We start from the raw sequence: 22,541 nt of genomic DNA on the forward strand, positions 1-22,541 counted from the left end.
TCGTTTAAGCAAGGATTATGAATATTTACCTACCACCAGTGAGACCATGCTCTATGTTGCCATGGTTCATCTCATGCTTCAAAGGCTTGCTTAAAACTTTTCAAACACTTTCTTAGGAGAAAATTTATCAAGCAAAAATAATCTAAATTTAACCCGATTCCTGTTCTAGCGCTTGCCAACTGACAGATTTAACTGAGGGATTTAAACTCAGTTTACTAATTACCGCTTCTAGAAATTTATCCTTGCGGGCTGTGCAAATTATTGCCGCTTCCACTTCAACAAAATGGTTAAACTCATCTAAATCATGGCTCCGCAAAGACCGTAATTTAATATTCTTTATTTCCGCTAAGGAATCAAGCAAAATGCGTCGCACATTCGCCTCCTCATCCCCCCGACATACCAAGTGACAAAGATAATGGCACTCCAATTCAGTGCTATGCATGGGTTGGTGGTTAATAAACGTGCTCAGAGGCCGCAGGGCAATGTTGGCCACCAAAACCATCATCGAGCCAAGCACAGCCTCAGAAAACAGCCCTTGACCACAGAGGGTGCCCACCGCCGCTGAACACCAGAGGGTCGCCGCCGTATTTAGCCCCTTAACAGTTAAGCCTTCCTTGAGAATTACTCCCCCCGCCAGAAAACCAATGCCGGAGACAATTTGGGCAGGAATTCGGGTGGGACTGCTGTCATGATTGGTGAGGACAGAAACAATCACAAACAATGCAGCTCCAATGGCCACCAAGGTATTAGTACGCAAGCCCGCCATCCGTTGGCGCCACTGCCGTTCAATGCCCAGGGTCGATCCCAGTACAAAAGCAACAGTGAGCCGGAGAAGACTCTCGTTCCATTCCATTACCTTTTCCAAATCTGTCAGCCTTACCCAGGGTACAGCAAAACTTTGGGCAGCCAACAGCAATTCTCGGGGGCCGGACTAATCTAATACTTTGGTCACTTTGGTTGATTGATGCCCACCACACTGGCATTGAAGTTATAGTTTTTGCCTTCTAATTCTAAAACCGTGCCAATTTTCACCTTTTGTCCCCCTAAAACCATGCCGGTGGAGGTGAAATCCCCCCTACCTTTGAGGGTCAGGAGCATATCCCGGCTGTAATTAGACTCTGGCCGAGGATCCGGCAGAGATTTGACGGAACCATCAGGCTGGGGCACTGCTAAATTGCGAGGGAGTTCCTGCACATTCACTACCTCCACCTGGCCAGCCGGTTGATTGCGAATAATGATGTTGGTTTTTTCGGCTTTAAACTCATCCAGCACCACCTGGGGATCTAATACGTTTAATCCCCGGACAATGGTCGTCAATTCAATGGAAGCGGCGTTGGCTTGGGCAAGAATGCTTTTGCCAGAACTGCCCGGCAGAACGAAAATTCCCACAGCTACCATGAGGATGATCAAGGCGGCCCCCAGATCCAACAGGCTGACTATGCCGAAAATTCTGCCACGGGAATCGATGAGCTTCATGGGAAAATCAGAAGGATTACTAAAAGCTTTACAAAAAAATTAGGACTTTGATCAAAATCGTTGCAATTTTACCATGGGGGATGGCAAGTAAGTTTAACCATGGTTTTCCGGAATACTCCCCTGGGAAATTATTCGGTTAGGTTTATTATTAGATTACTTCTTGAGGGTAATTTCTAACAAAAACTCGGGAGCAAAGTCAGCGCCACTGGGTCATTCTCTGGTTCGGCTAGTTAAAAAACTGTTGAAATAAATTTTTATCTTTGACAAAGGCTCAAAATTTTCTCCATTCAACCCTTATTTTCAATCGACAATGCCTTCTAAAACATTAGTAGAACTTAGCTTTAATTGACAATTGACAATTCCCCACTTAGATAAAAAATCCGGTCAGGATGCGGTCAACATTATACAAAAACTGTCCAAAGAACAGGGCCGTATTGTGTTGCTGATTACCTATAGTCACTGTGAAAAAGCAACAAAAAACCCGCGGGAGCGGGCTAACATTGAATTGAAGTCAGTTTTTTAGTAATTGCCAAAACTGTAACTTAGTAACGGCCTTGGTTTTGGTTGGGTTTGTGGACAATAAAGCTTACAGTCTGGCACTGTTTGATATTGTCGAAACCAATCACCCGAATGTAGCAGTTGGGATTCTCAGAACGACATTCCCGTACTTCGGCTAGAACTTCGTTGGCAGTGGCACCACCAAAGAAGGGCAGTTTCCACATGGTCCAGAAGTGGGTTTCGGGTTGGGGGTCTTCTTCAAATTCCACGCCGGGAATAAAGCCCTGGTCTAACAGAAACTCAACCTGTTTAGCAATCTGTTGATCGGTTAAAGGGGGCAGGTAAGAAAGGGTTTCGTAGCGGCGCTCTTTGGGTAAAGTTTTCATCGATTTAAAAGTTTTCCTTGCTGATGACTACGTTAGGACGGGGGAGAATCGTTGTTGTTTGATTCTCCGTTGGAGGTTTCCGAAGGGAAATTATCGACTTCGGCTACGGTACGGGTCAGACGTTCAAGCAAATGGCGGCGGTGGGCGATGTTAGATTCCGCTAAGCTATTCCGGGTCATACCGGGCAAAAAATCTAACACTGATTCGGCAATGTCTTCCCTTACCGCCAGGATCCTGAGTACCAGTTCTTTATTTTCATCCAGGAGTTCCGTCAAAAACGTTTCTCCATTTTGAATACTGTGACTGGCTAAATACTGGTTTAACCAAATGGCCTGGGGAGGGTTGGTTTCCCCGAGTTCACTCTGGATCCTGAGAACGGCTTGGTAGGTGAGGTAACTTTGCAGTACTTTCACTGTTGCCTGAGCTATGTGCTTAGTTTGCATGAACACTCTACCCGGTAATTGGTAAATTGCTGTCGAAGTTGAACATCAGTAAGCAGTGGGTTTTGGCTGATTAACAATTTTTTGACAATTGCCAATGACTAACTGTTAGTTAAGCCGCTGTTAATGGCTAATTAGTTAGCAGACTCAACCCCGAAGAACTGTTCATCCTTAACGGACGAGTACAACTCCGACAATCCAAACACCGGTTTAGAGGGTATCCATGGCCTCGAACTCAAACTTGATCTCTTTCCAGAGTTCGCAGGCGGCGGCCAACTCAGGGGACCAACGACAGGCTTCCCGGATAACGTCATTACCTTCGCGAGCCAGGTTACGACCTTCGTTCCGAGCTTGAACACAAGCTTCCAAAGCAACACGGTTAGCGGTTGCACCGGGAGCATTACCCCAGGGGTGACCCAAAGTACCACCACCAAACTGTAAGCAGGAATCATCACCGAAGATTTCCACCAACGCGGGCATGTGCCATACGTGGATACCACCGGAAGCTACGGGCATGGTGCCAGGCATGGAGGCATAGTCTTGGGTGAAGAAAATACCCCGGGAGCGATCTTCCTCAACGTAATCTTCGCGCATGAGGTCAACGAAGCCCATGGTGATACCCCGTTCCCCTTCCAATTTACCAACCACGGTACCGGAGTGGAGGTGGTCACCGCCGGACAGACGCAGACACTTGGCCAAAACCCGGAAGTGGATCCCGTGGTTTTTCTGACGGTCAACTACGGCGTGCATTGCCCGGTGAATATGGAGCAAAATGCCGTTGTCCCGACACCAACGAGCGAGGGTGGTGTTGGCAGTGAAACCGCCGGTGAAGAAGTCATGCATGATGATGGGGGTGCCAATTTCCTTGGCAAACTCGGCCCGTTTCATCATTTCTTCGCAGGTGCCAGCGGTGACGTTCAGGTAGTGACCTTTCATTTCGTTGGTCTCAGCCTGGGCTTTTTCGATCGCCTCTTGAACGAAGAGGAAACGATCGCGCCAACGCATGAAGGGCTGGGAGTTGATGTTTTCGTCGTCTTTGGTGAAGTCCAAACCACCCCGGAGACATTCGTAAACAGCCCGACCGTAGTTCTTGGCGGACAGACCAAGTTTGGGTTTGATGGTACAACCAAGCAGAGGACGACCGTATTTGTTTAATTTGTCCCGCTCAACGGTAATACCGTGGGGAGGGCCTTGGAAGGTTTTAATTAAAGCAACGGGAAAACGAATATCTTCTAAACGGAGGGCCCGCAGAGCCTTAAAACCAAATACGTTACCGACCAAAGAGGTTAAAACGTTGGTGACGGAACCTTCTTCAAATAAATCTAGAGGATAGGCAATAAAAGCAAAATATTGGTTATCTTCGTTGGGAACAGCTTCCAGGTCATAGCAACGACCTTTGTAGCGGTCCAAGTCAGTTAGGTTGTCAGTCCAAACGGTGGTCCAGGTACCGGTGGAAGACTCAGCGGCCACCGCAGCAGCGGCTTCTTCAGCAGGTACACCCGGTTGGGGGGTCATACGGAAGCAGGCGAGCAGGTCGGTATCCTTGGGGGTGTAGTCGGGGGTATAGTAGGTCAGGCGATAATCTTGTACGCCCGCCTTAAACCCTGCTTTGGCTTGTACCATCTAGGTCAGTCCTCCATAAACATTGAATAGCCTAGCTTTCTCCCACGGGCGAAATTTGGCAATATAAAGCCTACCGTCGCCCCAGAGACAGTTATTATTTACAGTTATTTGGTTGCGAGAAAAATCTGCGATAACCCAGCAACTATCTGTTTTCTGAAGGTAATCTTATCACGCAGGGGATGCCTTTACTTATGGCAATGCTCTCCATTGACTGTTTTTTAAATTACAATTTTTGGACTTTCTAATTAGAATTCCTGATGTTTTGTCCAAATGGTGATTAGTTGGGCTTGTGAGCCGTTGCCATGGCGGGAATTGAAGAAGATTTATGGGCGATTGCCACTCCTCCGGTGAGCAAATCTAAGGCGGCTTGGTATTGCACATCGGCGGGGGAAGTAATTTCCGCAAAGCTAATCAGGGGTTGCTCCACCACTTCATCGGGCATAATGCCCAGTTTATGGATGTCGTGATGTTGGGGGGTTTCGTATTTGGCCACCGTGACGGCAATGCCGGCCCCATCGGATAGTTCAAACAAGGATTGAATCAAACCCTTACCAAAGGTTTTTTCCCCCACTAGAGTGGCCCGCTGATTATCCTGCAAAGCTCCGGCTAAAATTTCGCTGGCACTGGCAGTACCCTGGTTGACCAACACCACCAACGGGCGATCGGTCGCCGCTTCTCCATTGGCAGTGAAACTTTCCTGGGTGCCTTGGCGATTAACGGTGTAGACAATGGTGCTTTCCGGTAACCACAACCGAGCAATGTCAATACCAGCCTGGAGTAAGCCACCGGGGTTGTTACGCAAATCCAAGATATAACCGTCGGCCCCCTGTTCCTCAAGTTGATGCAGAGCGTGGGCTACTTCTTTATAGGCATTGGCACTAAATTGACTGAGGCGAATGTAACCCACCGATTGACCTGGGCGGGAATCGTCCAATTGGGCCGCCACCGGACTGAGGGAAATTAACTGCCGAGTCAGGGTAAATTCTTGGGGTACTTCGGTGCCCGCTGACAGAATTTCCAGGGAAACTTTGGTGTTTTTTGGGCCCCGCATTCTGGCCGCTGCTTCGTCTAAGCTCAGGGTTTGGGTATCTACACCGTCGATCGCCAAAATTTGGTCATGGGGTTGCAGCCCGGCCTCCTCCGCAGGGGAACCGGCCAGGGGGGCCATAATTTCTAACTGGTTGGTTTCAGGGTTGATGTTGATTTGCAGACCTACCCCCGATAGCTCACCAGTGGTGGTCACCTGGAGATTGCCGTACTGTTCCGGACGCAGTAAGCGGGTAAAGGGTTCATCCAGGGTAGCGAGCATTTCTTCGATCGCCGTGTAGGTTTCTTCCCGGTTCCGGAGGGGACGTTTAACGTACTTCTCCCGCAACAGCCACCAATTTTGATGGTTAAAGGTTTCATCGAGATAGGATTGGTTGACCAAACGCCAGGATTGCAACAGTAGCTTTTGTTCCTCGGTGAAAGCCAAGGCCGACGGTGTATTGCCCAGATAAATCAGGGCCCCCATCAGCAAAGAAAAAGCTAAAGCCCAAAACCGCCTTGTCCGTTTACCCATCGTGACGCTCGCCCCCGCAAACCAAAATTTACAAAACTTAGTTAATTTCTCAGTTAGCTTCTCATTTTAAGCTATTTGTCTAGGTCTTGAATTCGGTTCAACGTACCGAGGGATTGGATAAATTCCCCCGCCTGGGCTAATGTTTCCGGGGTGCCAATATCTAAAAAGGGAGCTTCCACAGCATGGACTTTGATTTTGGCTCCCTGGGCCAACAATGTGGGGAACACATCATACTCAAAACTTAAGGGTCTGTGGGCGGGAAACCGGGCCAACAGGCGATCGCCAAGGAGATAAACCCCACTATTAATCACGCCGGCTCCGGCTTGCTTTTCTGCAAATTGTAGCAATTCCCCTTGACTATTAACCTTTAAGGAGCCAAAACGGGAAGCATCGGGCACATGAACGCCCAAAATTACCCCATCAACGCTGTCATCCTCTAACTCCGCCAACAGAACCCGATAATCCGTCACAATTAACGAGTCGCCGTTAAGCACGAGCCAAGCCGGTGTTAGTTCTCTAAAACCATGGTGATTAACCGCATTGACAAATCCCCCCGCTGTTCCCAACGGTTCCATTTCCGCCACACAGGCGATCGCCATGTCAACAATATCGGCATCTTGAGCATAGGCCGCCACTTTTTCTGCCAGATAACCCGTAGAAAGGAGCGATCGCCGAAAACCCTGCTGTTGTAGATAGCGCAATTGCCAATCTAAAAAAGGTTGGCCCGCCACGGGAGCTAAGGGTTTAGGCAAATCTGGTAACTGTTGCTTAATGCGGGTGCCAAAGCCCCCAGCCAAAATGACCACGGTAACGTCTGCGGGGGAAAGAGCCATAGAGTTGAAAAAGTAGAAACTAGGGAAATTGAAGCAAAATAGCCAAACCAGATTGTCTATTCAATTCCTTATAAGCTCAACAATTTTATCCAAACTAGGTTTGTAAAATACTCCCCAACAATTTCTGACCCATTCACCGAACTTCAGACAAAACAACAGCGTAAAGGAAAATTATTTCATCAGATGGGAAGGCAAAATGATTTCAGGTATCAGGGGGCGCAGGTCGTCAAAGGAAATGGGACCAAAATTCATAATGGTGGGCAACGGCAAAGTACAGTCAATCAATGTTCCCCGGCGGGCGTAACGGCATCGACCACCATCGCCAATTAAAGGCACCTGCCCTTCGAAATAACGACTAGCCGCCTCAAAACTAGTCACCGGTTCTCCCCCTACCTTAGCCGTGGCACAAACCAAGGGAAAAGGCATTGCTCCCACTAAATCGAAAACAAAAGCATCGGGACAGGCAATAAAAATATTCCGAAAGCCCTGGGTAATACCTGGGTCTAATTTGGGCAGGGCTTCCACAATGAGGGTTATGGGCAAAGGAAAAAGACCCATCAATTTTTTAGCGGCGGGGGGAATTTTTGCCACATCCATGGCCCGATCGCCACGGGTGAGAATGCCTAGGGGTTGGTCTTTGTCAAATTGCTTAAAGGCTCGCAACTGGGCTACTGCCCTGGGACTAGCACCATTGACTACTAGCACATAGGTAGTGGCTAAACCTAATAAGACCATTGCTTCCTGCTCCAAGACGGATTGAATGGCAGGGATTGCTCCGGAGTTTAGTTTAATGATTTTTGTTGCAGTTTTATCTAGTGTAACCATTGAATTGTCCCTTGAAACTGCCTCCAGATTAACAGAGATTCTTAGTTCACTCAATTTAGACTCTAGGTATAAAAACGCTTCTAAACAGTTAATTTTTTACGTAATCTAGGTAGGGAGCAAGACTTGGGGAAATTTTTAAAATAGTTTTGACTACCATTATATAAACTTATCATTCTTGATTTTGGGACAATTTATCTCGGTAAAAATACCCAGACATAGCCATTAAAATCGCTCAATTTTTCTTCTTAAAAATTAATAAATAAAAGTCCCTAATGATGGTATTTAGCTAAATATGGCCCTGGGCTAGTCTGTGCGCTGGTGGTTTCCCATCCCCTATTCCCGACGGAGCAGGTAAACTTAACTTTCGTCAGCGGTAGGTAATTTCAACAAAGCAATAAATGATTAAGCAATTTTTCCCGTTATTGGCTTTACTGTTGGTTTTTGGCTTCCATGGCAGTGGTCTTAGGGCCCAGTCGCGACCATTAATGCCAGTAACGGGGGCAAATCTAACGCCAACGGTGGGTTTTGATGAACAGTTGTGGGGGAACCATTGCTCAGCGGGAGATAAACAATCTTTGCTCCGGGCGATCGACCATAGCTTGAGCTATTTAAAAACTGCTAGCGCCGCCCGAGCTTATCAAAATTACTCTGTACCGGGGGTGACCAGAGAGCGGGTAACCCGTTCCCTCCAGCGATTTAAAACTTTGTTGCAACAGTCTCCCAGTCCCGAAGCTCTCCAGACCGCTGTTGCCAGGGAATTTCAGTTTTATCAGGCGATCGGTAACGATGGCAAGGGCACAGTCCATTTCACTGGTTATTTTGAACCAGTTTATACCGCCAGTCGTCAACGCACTGCCGAATATCGTTATCCCATTTATGGTTTGCCCAATAATTTTTCTCGTTGGTCTAAGCCCCACCCCACTAGGGCTGACTTGGAAGGTATGGATGGTTTAGGCAAATCAAGTCAGTTACAGGGACGGGAAATTGCTTGGTTCCGTAATCGTCTAGATGCCTATCTAATCCAGGTACAGGGTTCTGCCAAAATCAACTGGGTGGGGGGAGGCCAAAGTTCCGTGGCCTTTGCTGGAGCGACGGATTATCCCTACGTAAGTTTAGGGAAGGAAACCATCCAAGAGGGAATTTTCCAGCCTGGGGAGGTTACTTTGCCTAAGTTAATCGACTATTTTGAGCAAAATCCCAGCGAACTAAGTCGTTTTATCCCCCGCAATAATCGTCTAATTTTCTTTAAGGAAACCTCCGCCAGCACCCCCGCCAAGGGCAGTATTGGGGTGCCAGTTACTGCCGAGCGTTCCATTGCCACCGATAAATTCCTTATGCCTCCAGGGGCGATCGCCGTTTTAGCGGCTCCCATTCCCGATTGTCAGGGTCAAAAAGTCAACGTTAGTCGTTTTGTGGTGGATCAGGATACCGGCAGTGCCATCAAAGGCCCCGGTCGGGTGGATATTTTCATGGGCACTGGCCAAACTCCTGGCGATCGAGCCGGTTTGATGAGTGACGACGGCCAAATTTATTACCTGCTTCTACGCTAGCGATTTTTCCCTGTTTCCCGGTACAGAAAATCTGAAAATTTCCCCGCGCCTCAGAACGTGTTTGGAAAGTTTTACTCCGCCCCCCAAATTGACCCACTAAAGCGACCGCAATACTGGGGGACTGTCACTCAGTTTCCCCCAAAATCTGGGGGGTCAGGGGGGCGTTTAAAACGGGCTCTCAGAGTCTTGGCCCAAACAAATGGAGGTTAACAGCTATAAATTGCCCAAACTCTCACCAAGGACTCTAGGTTCCCAGCTAGTGTGTCAGAAGTTTGTTCAATGGAGCACCAAAATTCTGTAGAGTGGAGTTCTCCCCGTCTGTTTTTTTGATGTGGGCACAGGTTCAATAAATTCCCATAGCCAGTCTTTACACCCTAAGGAGACGCGAATTGGTTAACGCAACCCCTTTTATTACCACTAAATCAGAAGAGATTTTTGCCGCCGCTCAACATTTAATGCCCGGTGGTGTCAGTTCCCCGGTAAGAGCTTTCAAGTCCGTCGGCGGCCAGCCCATTGTTTTTGACCGAGTAGAAGGGGCTCAGATTTGGGACGTAGATGGTAATCAATACATTGACTATGTGGGTACCTGGGGGCCGGCCATTTGTGGCCACGCTCACCCCGATGTAATCAGCGCCCTCAAACAAGCTTTGGATAAAGGCACCAGTTTTGGTGCTCCCTGTGCCCAGGAAAACGTACTGGCGGAAATGGTCATTGATGCTGTGCCTAGCATTGAAATGGTACGGTTTGTCAACTCCGGTACCGAAGCCTGTATGTCCGTTTTGCGCTTGATGCGGGCCTTCACTGGACGGGAAAAAATCATTAAATTTGAGGGTTGTTACCACGGCCACGCCGATATGTTCTTGGTCAAAGCTGGTTCTGGGGTGGCGACCCTCGGTTTACCGGATTCCCCTGGGGTGCCCAGTAACACAACTAAAGCAACATTGACTGCTCCTTATAACGATCTAGAGGCGGTTAAAGCTCTGTTCGTGGAAAATCCTGACAGCATTGCCGGGGTAATTCTCGAGCCAGTGGTGGGTAATGCCGGTTTTATCCTCCCCGATGCGGGCTTTTTGGAAGGTTTACGGGAACTGACCAAGGAGTATGGTGCTCTGTTGGTTTTTGATGAGGTGATGACAGGTTTTCGGGTTTCCTACGGTGGTGCCCAAGCCCGGTTTGGCATTACTCCCGATTTGACTACCCTCGGTAAGGTGATCGGTGGTGGTTTACCAGTAGGAGCCTATGGTGGTCGGGAAGAAATTATGGCCATGGTGGCTCCAGCCGGCCCCATGTATCAAGCGGGTACCCTGTCCGGCAACCCGTTGGCCATGACGGCGGGTATTAAAACCCTGGAAATTCTGCAAAAGCCAGGATCCTACGAATATTTGGATAAGATCACCAAACGGCTAGTGGATGGTTTACTAGCTGCGGCTCAGGATGCGGGCCATGAAGTTTGTGGCGGTTCCATCAGTGCCATGTTTGGAATTTTCTTTGCTCCTGGCCCTGTCAGAAACTATGAAGATGCTAAGTTGGCCGACACCAATAAATTTGCCCGTTTCCATCGGGGTATGTTGGAAAGGGGGATTTATCTAGCTCCTTCCCAGTATGAAGCGGGTTTTCCTTCCCTAGCCCACACCCAAGAACAGATCGATCAGACCATTGCCGTCGCTAAGGAAGTATTTGCTACTCTCTGAACTGTTTGATCCCCGATCGCCTATTGCCGGGGGGAAGAGATATAGAACCCCAACTTGATTACCCAAAACCTTCCCCCATCCTGGACTTGGTTAACTCAGCCATAGACTAGGGTGGGGGTAAAAATACGGGTCGAATTCAATGCCCTAGCACAAATTCCTTGGGGCAGGACAAAAAAGATCGTTAAAAATTGTCAAGGCGCAGAAACTAGCCTAAGATGAGACCCATATAAAGAATTGTCTTGCGACCCAAATACCCATTAGGCAATAGAACTTAGGAGGATTTATGGCTCTTGTACCAATGAGACTGCTGTTAGACCATGCGGCGGAAAATGGTTATGGCATTCCCGCTTTCAACGTCAACAACATGGAGCAGATCATTTCGATCATGCAGGCCGCTGATGAAACCGACAGCCCTGTAATTTTGCAAGCTTCCCGTGGTGCCCGGAGCTACGCTGGGGAAAATTTCCTGCGCCATTTAGTTTTGGGGGCGGTCGAAACCTATCCTCACATTCCCATTGCCATGCACCAAGACCACGGCAATAGCCCCGCCACTTGCTATTCCGCCATCCGCAACGGTTTCACCAGTGTGATGATGGACGGTTCCTTGGAAGCTGACGCCAAGACCCCCGCTAGCTTTGAGTACAACGTTAATGTAACCGCTGAAGTAGTTAAAGTAGCCCACTCCGTTGGGGCCAGTGTAGAAGGGGAATTGGGTTGCTTAGGTTCCTTGGAAACTGGTCAAGGGGAAGCTGAAGACGGCCACGGTTTTGAAGGGAAGTTAGACCACTCCCAACTGTTGACCGATCCCGAAGAAGCAGTGGAATTCGTCAACAAAACCCAGGTGGATGCCCTCGCTGTGGCGATCGGTACCAGCCATGGTGCCTACAAATTTACCCGCAAACCCACCGGTGAAGTTTTGGCCATCAGCCGCATTGAAGAAATTCACCGCCTGCTGCCCAACACCCACTTGGTAATGCACGGTTCTTCCTCCGTTCCCCAGGAATGGATCGACATGATCAACGAATTCGGTGGTGCTATCCCCGAAACCTATGGTGTGCCCGTGGAAGAAATTCAAAAAGGCATCAAGAGTGGTGTACGTAAAGTAAACATCGACACCGATAATCGCTTAGCCATCACCGCCGCTTTCCGGGAAGCCGCTGCTAAAGATCCCAAGAACTTTGATCCCCGTCACTTCCTCAAGCCTTCTATCAAATATATGAAGCAGGTTTGTGCCGATCGCTATCAACAGTTCTGGACTGCTGGCAATGCCTCTAAAATCAAGCAATTGACCTTGGATGACTACGCCGCTAAATATGCCAAAGGTGAATTAACCGCCACCTCCCGCACCTCCGTTGCTGTGTAGATTGAAGTTAATTTTTCGTTTCTAAGTTTTGCCTTAGTAAAAACAAGAGAATAAATAATTTTGCTCCTCCTTGGTTCAATCCTGGGGGAGTTTTTTCTTCTCAGATGGGCGGCAACCCCGTAAGATTGGGAAGATTAGTTTTAGCTTAAGCAACGGCGGTAATGGTGAAACGCATTTCTATCCTCGGCTCCACCGGTTCCATTGGTACCCAAACTCTGGACATTGTTACCCATCATCCTGATGCTTTTCAGGTGGTCGGTTTAGCGGCTGGGGGAAATGTTGCATTACTAGCCCAACAGGTGGCGGAGTTTCGCCCAGAGATTGTTGCGATTCGTCAGGCAGAAAAGTTAGAGGACCTAAAAGCAGCAGTGGCCGAACTAACTGATTACCAACCCATGTACGTGGTGGGGGAAGAAGGGGTGGTGGAAGTGGCCCGTTATGGTGATGCAGAAAGTGTGGTCACAGGTATTGTCGGTTGTGCGGGATTATTACCCACCATGGCGGCGATCGCCGCCGGGAAAGATATTGCTTTAGCCAATAAGGAAACGTTAATTGCCGGAGCTCCGGTGGTGTTACCCCTGGTGGAAAAAATGGGGGTGAAGTTATTGCCGGCGGATTCAGAACATTCAGCCATTTTTCAATGTTTACAGGGGGTTCCCGAAGGGGGGTTACGGCGGATCATTCTCACCGCTTCCGGGGGAGCATTCCGGGACTTGCCGGTGGAAAGATTACCGTTTGTAACAGTACAGGATGCCCTCAAACATCCCAACTGGTCTATGGGACAAAAAATCACCATTGATTCCGCCACATTGATGAACAAGGGTTTGGAGGTGATTGAAGCCCATTATCTATTTGGCTTGGACTACGATCATATAGACATTGTCATTCATCCCCAAAGCATTATTCATTCTTTAATTGAGGTGCAGGATACTTCTGTGCTAGCTCAACTGGGGTGGCCTGATATGCGTTTGCCGTTGCTCTATGCCCTATCTTGGCCAGAAAGAATTTACACCGACTGGGAACCTTTGGATTTAGTTAAAGCCGGTAGCTTGAGTTTTCGGGAGCCAGATCACGATAAATATCCCTGCATGCAATTGGCCTATGGGGCCGGGCGAGCTGGGGGAGCCATGCCAGCGGTGTTAAATGCGGCCAATGAACAGGCGGTGGCTTTATTTTTGCAAGAAAAAATTAGCTTTTTGGATATTCCCCGTCTGATTGAAAAGACCTGTGACCTCTACGTTGGTCAAAATACTGCTAGCCCTGATTTAGAAACAATTTTGGCAGCGGATCAATGGGCCCGGCGGACGGTGTTGGAAAATAGCGCCTGTGTGGCTACTCGGCCATAAAGTCTAGTTGGCTTCAACTTTGACCGGAATTATTTACCCAAGGATGGTGGGGGATTCTGGTTAGTTTTAGCGGGTCATCAGGCGATCGCCAAAATATTTCTGATAATTTCACTAAGTTTGACTGAAATTTAACTAATCAAAACGGGGATCACCCATTGCTCTATGTCCACTGATTCTGTTAACTGTCGGGGTCAAAAACAGGGAATCTGGGCACAGGATTATGGCGGTTGAGGTGAGGAAAACCCCACAGACGCAGTTCGCCATTCCACCGCTAAACCTACACCCACGGCTGTACCCAGGGCAACAGCACAATAAAAGCGCTATGTTAGAATCAGCAATACACAGGGCACGCTGAGGTGATGGATTTAGATTATGTTTGAACGCTTTACAGAAAAAGCCATTAAAGTAATCATGCTTGCTCAGGAGGAAGCTCGTCGCCTCGGACATAACTTCGTTGGCACGGAACAAATTCTGCTCGGCTTGATTGGCGAAGGGACTGGCGTCGCCGCCAAGGTTCTCAAATCCATGGGGGTTAATCTCAAAGATGCCCGCATCGAAGTAGAAAAAATTATCGGGCGGGGATCGGGCTTTGTGGCCGTGGAAATCCCCTTTACTCCCCGGGCCAAGCGGGTGCTGGAACTTTCCCTTGAGGAGGCTCGGCAACTGGGTCACAATTACATTGGCACCGAACACCTGCTGTTGGGTCTGATTCGAGAAGGGGAAGGGGTAGCTGCTCGGGTCCTAGAAAACCTTGGGGTTGATCTCTCCAAAGTCCGCACCCAGGTGATCCGCATGTTGGGAGAAACGGCCGAAGTAGCTGCCGGTGGTGGCAGTGGTGGTCGCACCAAAACCCCTACCTTAGATGAGTTTGGCTCTAACCTCACCCAGATGGCCGCCGAAGGGAAGTTAGACCCGGTGGTAGGTCGCCAAAAAGAAATTGAGAGGGTGATTCAGATCCTCGGCCGCCGCACCAAGAATAACCCCGTCCTGATTGGGGAGCCGGGGGTTGGTAAAACGGCAATCGCCGAAGGTTTGGCCCAGCGCATTGCCAACAAAGATATTCCCGACATCCTCGAAGAAAAACGGGTCGTCACCCTGGACATCGGTCTATTGGTGGCCGGCACTAAATACCGGGGGGAATTTGAGGAACGGCTGAAAAAAATCATGGATGAAATCCGCCAAGCCGGTAACATCATCCTGGTGATTGACGAAGTTCATACCCTAATCGGAGCCGGAGCCGCCGAGGGGGCGATCGACGCTGCCAATATTCTCAAGCCCGCCCTAGCCCGGGGAGAATTGCAATGTATTGGTGCCACCACCCTGGATGAGTACCGCAAACACATTGAACGGGACGCAGCCCTGGAGCGTCGTTTTCAACCGGTGATGGTGGGGGAACCCTCCGTGGAAGAAACCATCGAGATTCTTTACGGTCTGCGGGAACGTTACGAACAGCACCACAAACTGAAAATTTTGGACGAAGCCCTGGAAGCCGCCGCCAAACTTTCCGACCGTTACATCTCCGACCGCTTCCTGCCCGATAAGGCGATCGATCTAATTGACGAAGCTGGTTCCCGGGTGCGGTTGATTAATTCCCAATTGCCCCCCGCCGCCAAGGAGTTGGACAAGGAATTGCGACAGATTCTTAAAGAAAAAGATGATGCTGTCCGCAACCAGGACTTCGAGCAAGCCGGGGAACTCAAGGACCGGGAAGACGAAATTAAAAAACAAATCCGGGCGATCGCCTCTTCCAAAAAAGCGGAAGGGGATAACGGCGAGCCGGAAGTGACCTCCGAAGAAATTGCCCACATCGTCGCCTCCTGGACAGGGGTGCCGGTGAACAAGCTAACGGAATCCGAGTCAGAAAAACTGTTGCATATGGAAGATACCCTCCATCAACGGTTAATTGGCCAGGAAGATGCGGTTAAGGCCGTTTCCCGCGCTATCCGTCGGGCCAGGGTCGGGCTGAAAAATCCCAACCGTCCCATTGCCAGCTTTATTTTCTCCGGTCCCACTGGGGTAGGTAAAACCGAGTTGACCAAAGCTCTGGCGGCTTACTTCTTCGGTTCCGAGGAAGCCATGATCCGTCTGGATATGTCGGAATTTATGGAACGACACACCGTTTCCAAATTAATTGGTTCCCCTCCGGGTTATGTGGGCTACAACGAAGGCGGTCAGTTGACGGAAGCAGTACGTCGCCGTCCCTACACGGTGGTGCTGTTCGACGAAATTGAAAAAGCCCACCCCGACATCTTCAATATGCTTCTGCAAATTTTGGAAGATGGTCGCCTCACCGATGCCAAGGGTCGCACAGTGGATTTCAAAAATACCCTGTTGATCATGACCTCCAACATTGGTTCCAAGGTAATTGAAAAAGGTGGCGGTGGTTTGGGCTTTGACTTTGCCGATGACCAAGCGGAGTCTCAGTACAATCGCATTCGTTCCTTGGTGAATGAAGAGTTGAAAAACTACTTCCGCCCTGAGTTCTTGAATCGTTTGGATGAAATTATCGTCTTCCGCCAATTGAACAAGGAGGAAGTCAAGGAAATTTCGGAAATTCTCCTACGGGATGTGTTTGCCCGGTTGGTGGAAAAAGAAATTTCTCTCCAGGTCACCGACAAGTTCAAGGAGCGCATTGTGGAAGAAGGGTTCAACCCAGCCTACGGTGCCCGTCCCCTCCGTCGGGCCATTATGCGCCTGTTGGAAGACGTGTTAGCCGAAGAAATTCTTTCCGGCCGCCTCAAGGAAGGTAGCCAAGCGCTGGTGGACATTGGTGAAGACAACCAAGTGGTGGTCATCCCCGGTGAAACGAGGGAACTGATTGCCCCCGGCGTTGAATAATTAGGTCCCCCAGCGGGCCATTACCATAGGATGAAGGGAGGACTAGAGGTCTTCCCTTTTTTTGTTGGAGAGTCATTGCCATGTTAAAAGTCCTGCATCTTTCTGATATTCACCTGGGCAGTGGTTTTTCCCATGGGCACATTAATCCGGCCACGGGGTTAAATACGAGGTTAGAGGATTTCATTCAGAGTTTACGGCTGTGCATTGACCGGGCGATCGCCGAACCCGCCGATGTGGTGCTATTTGGGGGGGATGCTTTCCCCGATGCCACTCCGCCCCCCTATGTGCAGGAAGCCTTTGCCGCCGAATTTCGCCGTTTAGCCGATGCCGATATTCCCACAGTGTTATTGGTGGGCAACCATGACCAACATTCCCAGGGCAGTGGAGGAGCTAGTTTATGTATCTATCGCACCCTGGCTGTGCCCGGTTTCATCGTTGGGGATCGCCTGGCCACCCATTTAATTCCCACCGCCAATGGAGATCTACAGATTGTTACCTTGCCTTGGTTAACCCGTTCGACTCTCCTAACCCGGCCGGAAACGGAGGGGTTATCCTTGGAAGCGATTAATTTGCTGTTGCTGAAAAAGTTACAGCCCATTTTGGAAGGGGAAATTCGGAGTTTAGATCCCCAATTACCCACTATTTTGTTGGCCCATTTAATGGCGGACCGGGCCACCTTTGGGGCGGAAAAAACCCTGTCCGTGGGCAAGGGCTTTACCATTCCCCTGGCTTTGATTAATCGGCCGGAATTTGATTACGTTGCCCTGGGCCATGTCCATAAACATCAAAATCTCAATCCCCACAATAATCCCCCCATTGTTTATCCCGGTAGCATTGAGCGGGTGGACTTTGGCGAAGAAAAGGAAGACAAAGGCTATATTTGGCTAGAAATTAGTAAAGGAAAAGTAGATTGGCAATTCTGTCCCCTGCCCGCTCGCCCCTTTAAAACCATTAAAGTAGATGTGACGGAAGCGACGGATCCCCAAGGGGAATTATTAATGGCGATCGCCAAAACAGCCATTGACAATGCCGTGGTGCGGCTAATTTACCAAATTCGTTCTGAACAGCTAGAACAAATCGATAACCGCAAATTACAGGAGGCTTTAAAGCCGAGCCATTCCTACACCATCCGTCCAGAACTGGTTAGCCAGTTGGCCCGGCCACGGTTGCCAGAATTGGGAGTAGGTTCCGCCCTTGATCCCCTGGTGGCCCTCAAAACCTATCTGGAAAATAAAAAAGACATTAAAGAGTTAATGCCCGACCTCATGGAAGCAGCCGAGCATTTACTTAATGGCAGTGAAGAACAATGGTTAGAAGCGGTGGGGGATTGACGCAACTTTTACATACTTTTCCCACCACAATCAGAGGACTAGGTTGGCCCGTTAAACCCGTTCCAACTAACCGCCGTAGTTCCAGCCAGTGCTTTCTAGTAATAAGGGATCTCCTTCATTAAAAACCTGGGCTCCAATGACTTCGCCGACAAAAACGGTGTGATCGCCGTGGGCCACAGACCCTACCACCCGACACTCCACATAACCGAGACAGTCTTTGAGCACAGGACAACCGGTTTCGGGGGCATCAAGCACATCAAAATTTTCAAACTTGTCCCCCACCCGCCGTTGGGGTTTAAAAAATTGCGCCGCCACATCTTTTTGGTCCGCCGCCAGAAAACTGAGGGCAAACTGGCCACTTTCCTGTAACAGCCGATGGGAAATGGAATCAGTGCGCACGCAATTAACCACCAGGGGCGGCTCAAAGGAACCCTGCATTACCCAACTGGCGGTGAAACCATTGGCTTCTTCTCCGGACTTAACACCACAGACGTAGAGGCCGTGGGGAATTTTACGCAGGAGGGTTTTCTTTGCTTGTTCGTCTAGCACGATATTTTCTCAAGATTGAATGACAATTTGGCAGTCCATATTTCCTTAGCTTAACAATCCCTGTCCTCTAATCAACCCCATTGAAGGATCGCATTTGGTCCCAATGGCGCTGAAATTAGCTAATTTTCATGATTCTTTCGTAAATAATTTTTACCAATTAGTTTATTCCGAGAAAATCTCAATACAATAATTCCATCATTACTGTGTGACCCGGCGATCGCCATGGAACCAAATCATTTCCCCGGTAATATTTCTCGGCCTATTTATCGTAAACAGGTTAGGCAATATCTAGCGATGGTGGCGGTGTTGGCCATGGTGAGCACCAGTTGCAAAGGCAATAACCCCAAAACCAATCAGGGTAGTGGTGGGGGAAGTAACGAAAAAATTGAAGCCCTTTACTACACCAGTGTGGCGGAATGCAAAACTGATATGGCCAATCAGGCCAATGAGTATAAAGTCTTGGCGGAAGCCCATAAAGCCGGCAAATTACCCAATGCCCCTACCCCTCCCCCCATTCGCCCGGAGGACTGCGAAGCCCAAATGAAAGCGGCCCAGGCGGAACATCAACGGAATGCCCCGGTTTACGGCAGTCGAGCCGATTGTCAAACCGATAGGGTAATCTGTGAGCCTACCCCCAGTGGCTACCACACGAGCGGTTATCGTCCGGTTTTTGGCGGAGCTTACTTTTACCCCTACGGCAATAATTACACCTATATTTATTCCGGCGGTGTGCAGCAGCGGGTATTGCAACCATCCATTGTCTATCGGGGGACAAACCCGGATCAGTTGATTACCCCCAATGGCATCTCTGTGCCCCGCACCACCACAGGCAAAGTTTCTACTTCCAAAGCTGTCACTGCCCCCGCTCCCCCTAGGCCATCGGGTACCGCTGCTAAAGGCACTATTTCTGGCCGCAGTAGTAATAAGGGTTTCGGTTCTACTTTTAAAGGCACTGGCCGGGGAGGCAAATAATGCAACCGATAAAAATTAGTCGTCGTCCCCGCTGGCGCCAGCATATCCAGGACAATGCTTACCAAGCGGATGTGCTCAGTGATCCAGCTCAAAAATACTGGGTGGAAGCCCTGCCCCAACCCTTTGCCATCCAATTCAGCCCCCAAGAAGAAACGGCGATCGCCATTGCGAGTGAAAAACTTTGGCAAATGTGTGTGGAATTTCTGGACTGGTTTTTCGATGAAGATGATGATTCCGCCGTTGACGCAAGGTTAGCCCAGTTAAAAATTCGCCCTGAATATTGGCCTGCTCTGAAAAAAAGTTGGCATCGCACCGACCCGGTGGAAGACTTGAGTTTAGCTACCCGTTTCGATCTAGTAGTCACCGAAGATGGTCAGATTAAATTGATTGAAATTAATGGAGAAACCCCGCTATTAGGAGCAGAAACCGTTTACCAATGGAATTGGTTAGTGGATTACCAACGCAACCACAATCAAGGGGCCTATGCCTTACCAGCCAATGCCAGTCAGTTTAATGAATATTGGGAAAGAACAGCTGGGCAATGGCGCAGGATTTATGAAGAATATGATTTACTCCGCACCGGCATTTCTTTTCTGGTGGATGAGCAACTGGAAGAAGACAGTGAAATGGCCATGCAATTAATCCAAATTCTCCACGATGAAGTGGATGAAAATGTTTACACCCAATTGGTTTATTTACGGGGCTTAGAAGATGAACGGGGTCAACTAATGCAGAGAGGATTAGGTTTGGATGAAGATGGTTATTTCATTGACCATGCCAACGAAAGAATTCCAATTTTGTGGAAAATGTATGACTGGTCAGATTTGCAAAATGATATGGCCAATGCTGGTTGCACTGAAGCCTTAGCGCAACGCTTAGCCGTAGGAGATGCAAAAGTTATTGAACCTTTATGGAAGCAAATTTTATCTAATAAAGGAACCATGGCTTTAATTTGGCAACAGTTTAAAGATAGTGAGTATGCTGAATATCTCCTGCCCACCTATTTTGAAAGCGATATTTCCCTGGAAGCAACCCGCCTATTACTAGAAGGTTTACACGTTCGTAAGCCCCTTTTAGGCATGGAAGGCATCGGTGTTTCGATTGAGTTAGGGGCTGGGGCAGTGGAAAAACGGCCAACCTATGGCTATGGTGAAGAGGGCTTTATTATCCAGGAATATATCGAATTGCCCCAAGCATTTGACTACCATTACATGGTTGGTAGTTGGGTTATTGATGACGTTGCCGCTGGTATTATTTTGCGGGGAGATACGGCTCGTATTACAGGGCGTCATTGTTTAATTATTCCCCATATTGTAGCAGAAGAATTTTTGTCTATTAGTTAACTTATGATTTCTAAAATATAGGGGGAATAGTCGTGAAAATTACTTGTTTAAAACATAGTCAAATAAGGGGAAATCAAAGGAATTGTTTAAACAATTGGGATGTGGACAGACTAATCCCCATCGACTATCAAATCCCTACTAAGATTTTGGATAATGTAGAAAACAATCTAAAGAATGATTTTTGCCTTTTACTAAGTCGAGATGTTTATTCCGAAGGTGATGCTAAGTTTTTATACAACTATTTACTCTCCCGTCAACAGGATTTATCCGACGATTTTTTAGCTTTATTACCCCGATGGCTGGGAGATGAACAAAAACATTATCAAGCTCTGCGGCGAGTTTATCGCTTTTTATCTGAGCTAAATTTTGCCGCTATGGATGACAATTTTCAGCGGCGATCGCCTAGTCTGGAACAAATTGATTGGGTTTTACAAGATGAATTCACCATTGTTAGCACCCTAGTCTTTGACGAATTGGGGTCTATGTTTTCTTACCGTCGGGATTTACGGGAATATTATCAACCTTTTGGCAAAGTATTGAGTCGTGTGGGACAACATTTAGTCCAGGATGAAGGTAGCCATTTTCGCCACTTTTTAAATATTCTCCAACAGAATCATTCTCACCGTTTAAAGGAATTACCGGATTTTTTTCATAGTTTAATCAAATTGGAAAAATCCCTGGGGTGTTATTACCACACTTTTTTGTTAGACCATGCCCAAGAAATGCACCGTTTTCCCAGCTATTTTAGCGAGGTCATTGCCCAATTAATTTTGGCTGAATTAAACCTTGGCGATCGCCCTAGTAACACCATTATTAAATCCTTAACCCAATCTTCTTTTTCTTCTAATCCATGACCTATTCCATTTTGGCTAGCCAAATTTGGACAAAAAATCCGCCTTGGCGATGGCGATCGGGCAAATGGTGTTGCAATATCTCCGGGAAGAAAATAGAGTGGCCTATATCCGTATTATGGGCGTTTCCGGAGCATTGCTGATTTTATCAATATCCTAGAACAGTTGCCAAAAGAGCAGAGTCCTAATGAAAAATGTCCAGCTACTCCTTAACCTTGCCACAATCTTCAACTATTTAAGGGGTTAATTGTAGCCGTTTTGTTAGGTCTTAACCCTGTTATCATTTCCCTTCGGAGCCATCCATGGTCAATCTTCTCGTAATTAGTTTACGGATCGCCCCGGCAGCGGAAGCGGCATTTACTGAGTTTTACCACCATCACTACATTCCTAAATTATTAGAAGTTGTTCCTGAAATCACTACCGCCCGTCGCTACGAAGAATATGGAGTGGCCGGCAGTTTGAAGTGGTTCAGCAAACGCTTGCTCACGTTCTACGAATTAGCCCCCAATGTTTCTTTGGAGCAGATTAACTCTGCCCTGTCTCGCCCAGGGCGGGAAGAGGAAACCGCTACATGGCAACATTGGAAAGTTAATGCATTACAAGGTCTAAGCCGGGTAGCTTACCAACAAACCTATGCCCATTCCCGCCGTCCTTGGGATGGCATCTTTGGCAATCGTCCTTTTTTCCAAGTCAGCGTTGAAGTTAAACCGGAGGCGGAACCGGAATTTCGGGCCTGGTACGAAGAAAGCTATTTACCTAAAATTATGGCGGATGTGCCTACCTGGGCCGCTTGCCGTCGTTATACCAGCTTTGATCGGGACCCTGTAATCTACCACACCATTTATGAAACCGCGAACTTGGCAGACCTAGAAACATCCTTTGCCTCCATGCGGAGTGCCTACCTTTATGGTTCTAATGCCGACTGGGATCGCTGGGTAGGGACCGCCATTACCTATCAAGATGCAGCTAGTTATCGTCCTATTTTTCGCCGGCCAGGTTAAAACGCAAGAACCCGAAAGATTAAAAATTACTCCCTTGGCATCCCGTTACAGTGAAGAGCACTCT

Annotated in this window: 20 protein-coding genes and 1 pseudogene; 12 read left to right on the top strand and 9 right to left on the bottom strand. The window is 48.4% G+C overall.

Going from position 1 to position 22,541, the window contains the following annotated elements; all coding sequences use genetic code 11:
* A pseudogene (locus H6G46_RS05610) lies at nt 1-94 on the top strand (IS5/IS1182 family transposase); the annotation flags it as partial.
* Nucleotides 95-148: 54 nt separating this feature from the next.
* On the opposite strand, the gene H6G46_RS05615 reads toward H6G46_RS05610, so the two are convergent.
* From H6G46_RS05615 to H6G46_RS05650, 8 genes are all read right to left on the bottom strand, one after another.
* Nucleotides 149-853, bottom strand: a complete 705-nt coding sequence (locus H6G46_RS05615; RefSeq protein WP_010873422.1) for an MgtC/SapB family protein — start codon at nt 851-853, stop codon at nt 149-151.
* Nucleotides 854-948: 95 nt separating this feature from the next.
* Nucleotides 949-1,476 carry a DUF4330 domain-containing protein gene (locus H6G46_RS05620; protein ID WP_010873421.1) on the bottom strand — a complete coding sequence of 176 codons (528 nt, stop codon included), beginning with the start codon at nt 1,474-1,476 and terminating at the stop codon, nt 949-951.
* 542 nt (nt 1,477-2,018) lie between these two features.
* Complete coding sequence (locus H6G46_RS05625) at nt 2,019-2,360, bottom strand: ribulose bisphosphate carboxylase small subunit (protein WP_010873420.1); 342 nt, start codon at nt 2,358-2,360, stop codon at nt 2,019-2,021.
* A gap of 32 nt (nt 2,361-2,392) precedes the next feature.
* Nucleotides 2,393-2,803 (bottom strand): chaperonin family protein RbcX, encoded by a 411-nt coding sequence (locus tag H6G46_RS05630; protein ID WP_020862172.1) that lies wholly within the window; start codon nt 2,801-2,803, stop codon nt 2,393-2,395.
* Nucleotides 2,804-3,010: 207 nt separating this feature from the next.
* The gene (locus tag H6G46_RS05635; RefSeq protein WP_010873418.1) at nt 3,011-4,423 is read right to left on the bottom strand and encodes a form I ribulose bisphosphate carboxylase large subunit; all 1,413 of its coding nucleotides are present in this window, start codon (nt 4,421-4,423) and stop codon (nt 3,011-3,013) included.
* A gap of 277 nt (nt 4,424-4,700) precedes the next feature.
* Complete coding sequence (gene ctpA / locus H6G46_RS05640; protein ID WP_010873417.1) at nt 4,701-5,984, bottom strand: carboxyl-terminal processing protease CtpA; 1,284 nt, start codon at nt 5,982-5,984, stop codon at nt 4,701-4,703.
* 71 nt (nt 5,985-6,055) lie between these two features.
* Nucleotides 6,056-6,817 carry a nucleotidyltransferase family protein gene (locus tag H6G46_RS05645; RefSeq protein ID WP_010873416.1) on the bottom strand — a complete coding sequence of 254 codons (762 nt, stop codon included), beginning with the start codon at nt 6,815-6,817 and terminating at the stop codon, nt 6,056-6,058.
* A 171-nt stretch (nt 6,818-6,988) separates the two neighbouring features.
* A complete protein-coding gene (locus tag H6G46_RS05650; protein WP_010873415.1) occupies nt 6,989-7,642 on the bottom strand; it encodes an L-threonylcarbamoyladenylate synthase in 654 nt (217 codons plus the stop codon).
* 398 nt (nt 7,643-8,040) lie between these two features.
* Between H6G46_RS05650 and H6G46_RS05655 the strand changes: the two genes are divergently transcribed.
* The 6 genes from H6G46_RS05655 (at nt 8,041) to H6G46_RS05680 (ending at nt 17,761) form a co-directional block, all read left to right on the top strand.
* Nucleotides 8,041-9,192 carry a murein transglycosylase A gene (locus H6G46_RS05655; RefSeq protein WP_010873414.1) on the top strand — a complete coding sequence of 384 codons (1,152 nt, stop codon included), beginning with the start codon at nt 8,041-8,043 and terminating at the stop codon, nt 9,190-9,192.
* Between the two features lie 389 nt (nt 9,193-9,581).
* The gene (hemL, locus tag H6G46_RS05660; protein WP_010873413.1) at nt 9,582-10,883 is read left to right on the top strand and encodes a glutamate-1-semialdehyde 2,1-aminomutase; all 1,302 of its coding nucleotides are present in this window, start codon (nt 9,582-9,584) and stop codon (nt 10,881-10,883) included.
* 283 nt (nt 10,884-11,166) lie between these two features.
* Complete coding sequence (gene fba / locus H6G46_RS05665; protein ID WP_010873412.1) at nt 11,167-12,246, top strand: class II fructose-bisphosphate aldolase; 1,080 nt, start codon at nt 11,167-11,169, stop codon at nt 12,244-12,246.
* Nucleotides 12,247-12,410: 164 nt separating this feature from the next.
* Nucleotides 12,411-13,592: a 1-deoxy-D-xylulose-5-phosphate reductoisomerase gene (gene dxr, locus H6G46_RS05670; protein ID WP_041426024.1), complete on the top strand. Its 1,182-nt coding sequence runs from the start codon at nt 12,411-12,413 to the stop codon at nt 13,590-13,592.
* Between the two features lie 372 nt (nt 13,593-13,964).
* Complete coding sequence (locus H6G46_RS05675; protein ID WP_010873410.1) at nt 13,965-16,430, top strand: ATP-dependent Clp protease ATP-binding subunit; 2,466 nt, start codon at nt 13,965-13,967, stop codon at nt 16,428-16,430.
* An 80-nt stretch (nt 16,431-16,510) separates the two neighbouring features.
* A complete protein-coding gene (locus tag H6G46_RS05680) occupies nt 16,511-17,761 on the top strand; it encodes an exonuclease SbcCD subunit D (RefSeq protein WP_010873409.1) in 1,251 nt (416 codons plus the stop codon).
* A gap of 66 nt (nt 17,762-17,827) precedes the next feature.
* On the opposite strand, the gene H6G46_RS05685 is transcribed toward H6G46_RS05680, so the two are convergent.
* The gene (locus tag H6G46_RS05685) at nt 17,828-18,310 is read right to left on the bottom strand and encodes a flavin reductase family protein (RefSeq protein ID WP_010873408.1); all 483 of its coding nucleotides are present in this window, start codon (nt 18,308-18,310) and stop codon (nt 17,828-17,830) included.
* 222 nt (nt 18,311-18,532) lie between these two features.
* Here H6G46_RS05685 and H6G46_RS05690 point away from each other — a divergent pair, with 222 nt between their 5' ends.
* From H6G46_RS05690 to H6G46_RS05705, 5 genes are all read left to right on the top strand, one after another.
* A complete protein-coding gene (locus H6G46_RS05690; RefSeq protein WP_010873407.1) occupies nt 18,533-19,282 on the top strand; it encodes a DUF1190 domain-containing protein in 750 nt (249 codons plus the stop codon).
* Nucleotides 19,282-20,625 carry a glutathionylspermidine synthase family protein gene (locus tag H6G46_RS05695; protein ID WP_010873406.1) on the top strand — a complete coding sequence of 448 codons (1,344 nt, stop codon included), beginning with the start codon at nt 19,282-19,284 and terminating at the stop codon, nt 20,623-20,625. The genes H6G46_RS05690 and H6G46_RS05695 overlap by 1 nt, the downstream gene beginning before the upstream one ends.
* Nucleotides 20,626-20,726: 101 nt before the next feature.
* On the top strand, nt 20,727-21,479 hold the full coding sequence (locus tag H6G46_RS05700; protein ID WP_231848035.1) for a hypothetical protein: 753 nt from the start codon (nt 20,727-20,729) through the stop codon (nt 21,477-21,479).
* 25 nt (nt 21,480-21,504) lie between these two features.
* Nucleotides 21,505-21,636, top strand: coding sequence for a hypothetical protein (locus tag H6G46_RS18630; protein WP_255345293.1), 132 nt, complete (start codon nt 21,505-21,507; stop codon nt 21,634-21,636).
* Between the two features lie 142 nt (nt 21,637-21,778).
* Nucleotides 21,779-22,477, top strand: coding sequence for a hypothetical protein (locus H6G46_RS05705; RefSeq protein WP_010873404.1), 699 nt, complete (start codon nt 21,779-21,781; stop codon nt 22,475-22,477).
* The last annotated feature ends 64 nt before the right edge of the window (nt 22,478-22,541 follow it).

Source organism: Synechocystis sp. FACHB-908 (assembly GCF_014698595.1).
Lineage (GTDB): Bacteria > Cyanobacteriota > Cyanobacteriia > Cyanobacteriales > Microcystaceae > Synechocystis.

Excerpts from the sequence above, each read along its gene's own strand:
- H6G46_RS05615 (WP_010873422.1), bottom strand. The coding sequence starts at position 853 with ATGGAATGGAACGAGAGTCTTCTCCGGCTCACTGTTGCTTTTGTACTG.
- H6G46_RS05620 (WP_010873421.1), bottom strand. The coding sequence starts at position 1,476 with ATGAAGCTCATCGATTCCCGTGGCAGAATTTTCGGCATAGTCAGCCTG.
- H6G46_RS05625 (WP_010873420.1), bottom strand. The coding sequence starts at position 2,360 with ATGAAAACTTTACCCAAAGAGCGCCGCTACGAAACCCTTTCTTACCTG.
- H6G46_RS05630 (WP_020862172.1), bottom strand. The coding sequence starts at position 2,803 with ATGCAAACTAAGCACATAGCTCAGGCAACAGTGAAAGTACTGCAAAGT.
- H6G46_RS05635 (WP_010873418.1), bottom strand. The coding sequence starts at position 4,423 with ATGGTACAAGCCAAAGCAGGGTTTAAGGCGGGCGTACAAGATTATCGC.
- ctpA (WP_010873417.1), bottom strand. The coding sequence starts at position 5,984 with ATGGGTAAACGGACAAGGCGGTTTTGGGCTTTAGCTTTTTCTTTGCTG.
- H6G46_RS05645 (WP_010873416.1), bottom strand. The coding sequence starts at position 6,817 with ATGGCTCTTTCCCCCGCAGACGTTACCGTGGTCATTTTGGCTGGGGGC.
- H6G46_RS05650 (WP_010873415.1), bottom strand. The coding sequence starts at position 7,642 with ATGGTTACACTAGATAAAACTGCAACAAAAATCATTAAACTAAACTCC.
- H6G46_RS05655 (WP_010873414.1), top strand. The coding sequence starts at position 8,041 with ATGATTAAGCAATTTTTCCCGTTATTGGCTTTACTGTTGGTTTTTGGC.
- fba (WP_010873412.1), top strand. The coding sequence starts at position 11,167 with ATGGCTCTTGTACCAATGAGACTGCTGTTAGACCATGCGGCGGAAAAT.
- H6G46_RS05675 (WP_010873410.1), top strand. The coding sequence starts at position 13,965 with ATGTTTGAACGCTTTACAGAAAAAGCCATTAAAGTAATCATGCTTGCT.
- H6G46_RS05680 (WP_010873409.1), top strand. The coding sequence starts at position 16,511 with ATGTTAAAAGTCCTGCATCTTTCTGATATTCACCTGGGCAGTGGTTTT.
- H6G46_RS05690 (WP_010873407.1), top strand. The coding sequence starts at position 18,533 with ATGGAACCAAATCATTTCCCCGGTAATATTTCTCGGCCTATTTATCGT.
- H6G46_RS05695 (WP_010873406.1), top strand. The coding sequence starts at position 19,282 with ATGCAACCGATAAAAATTAGTCGTCGTCCCCGCTGGCGCCAGCATATC.
- H6G46_RS05705 (WP_010873404.1), top strand. The coding sequence starts at position 21,779 with ATGGTCAATCTTCTCGTAATTAGTTTACGGATCGCCCCGGCAGCGGAA.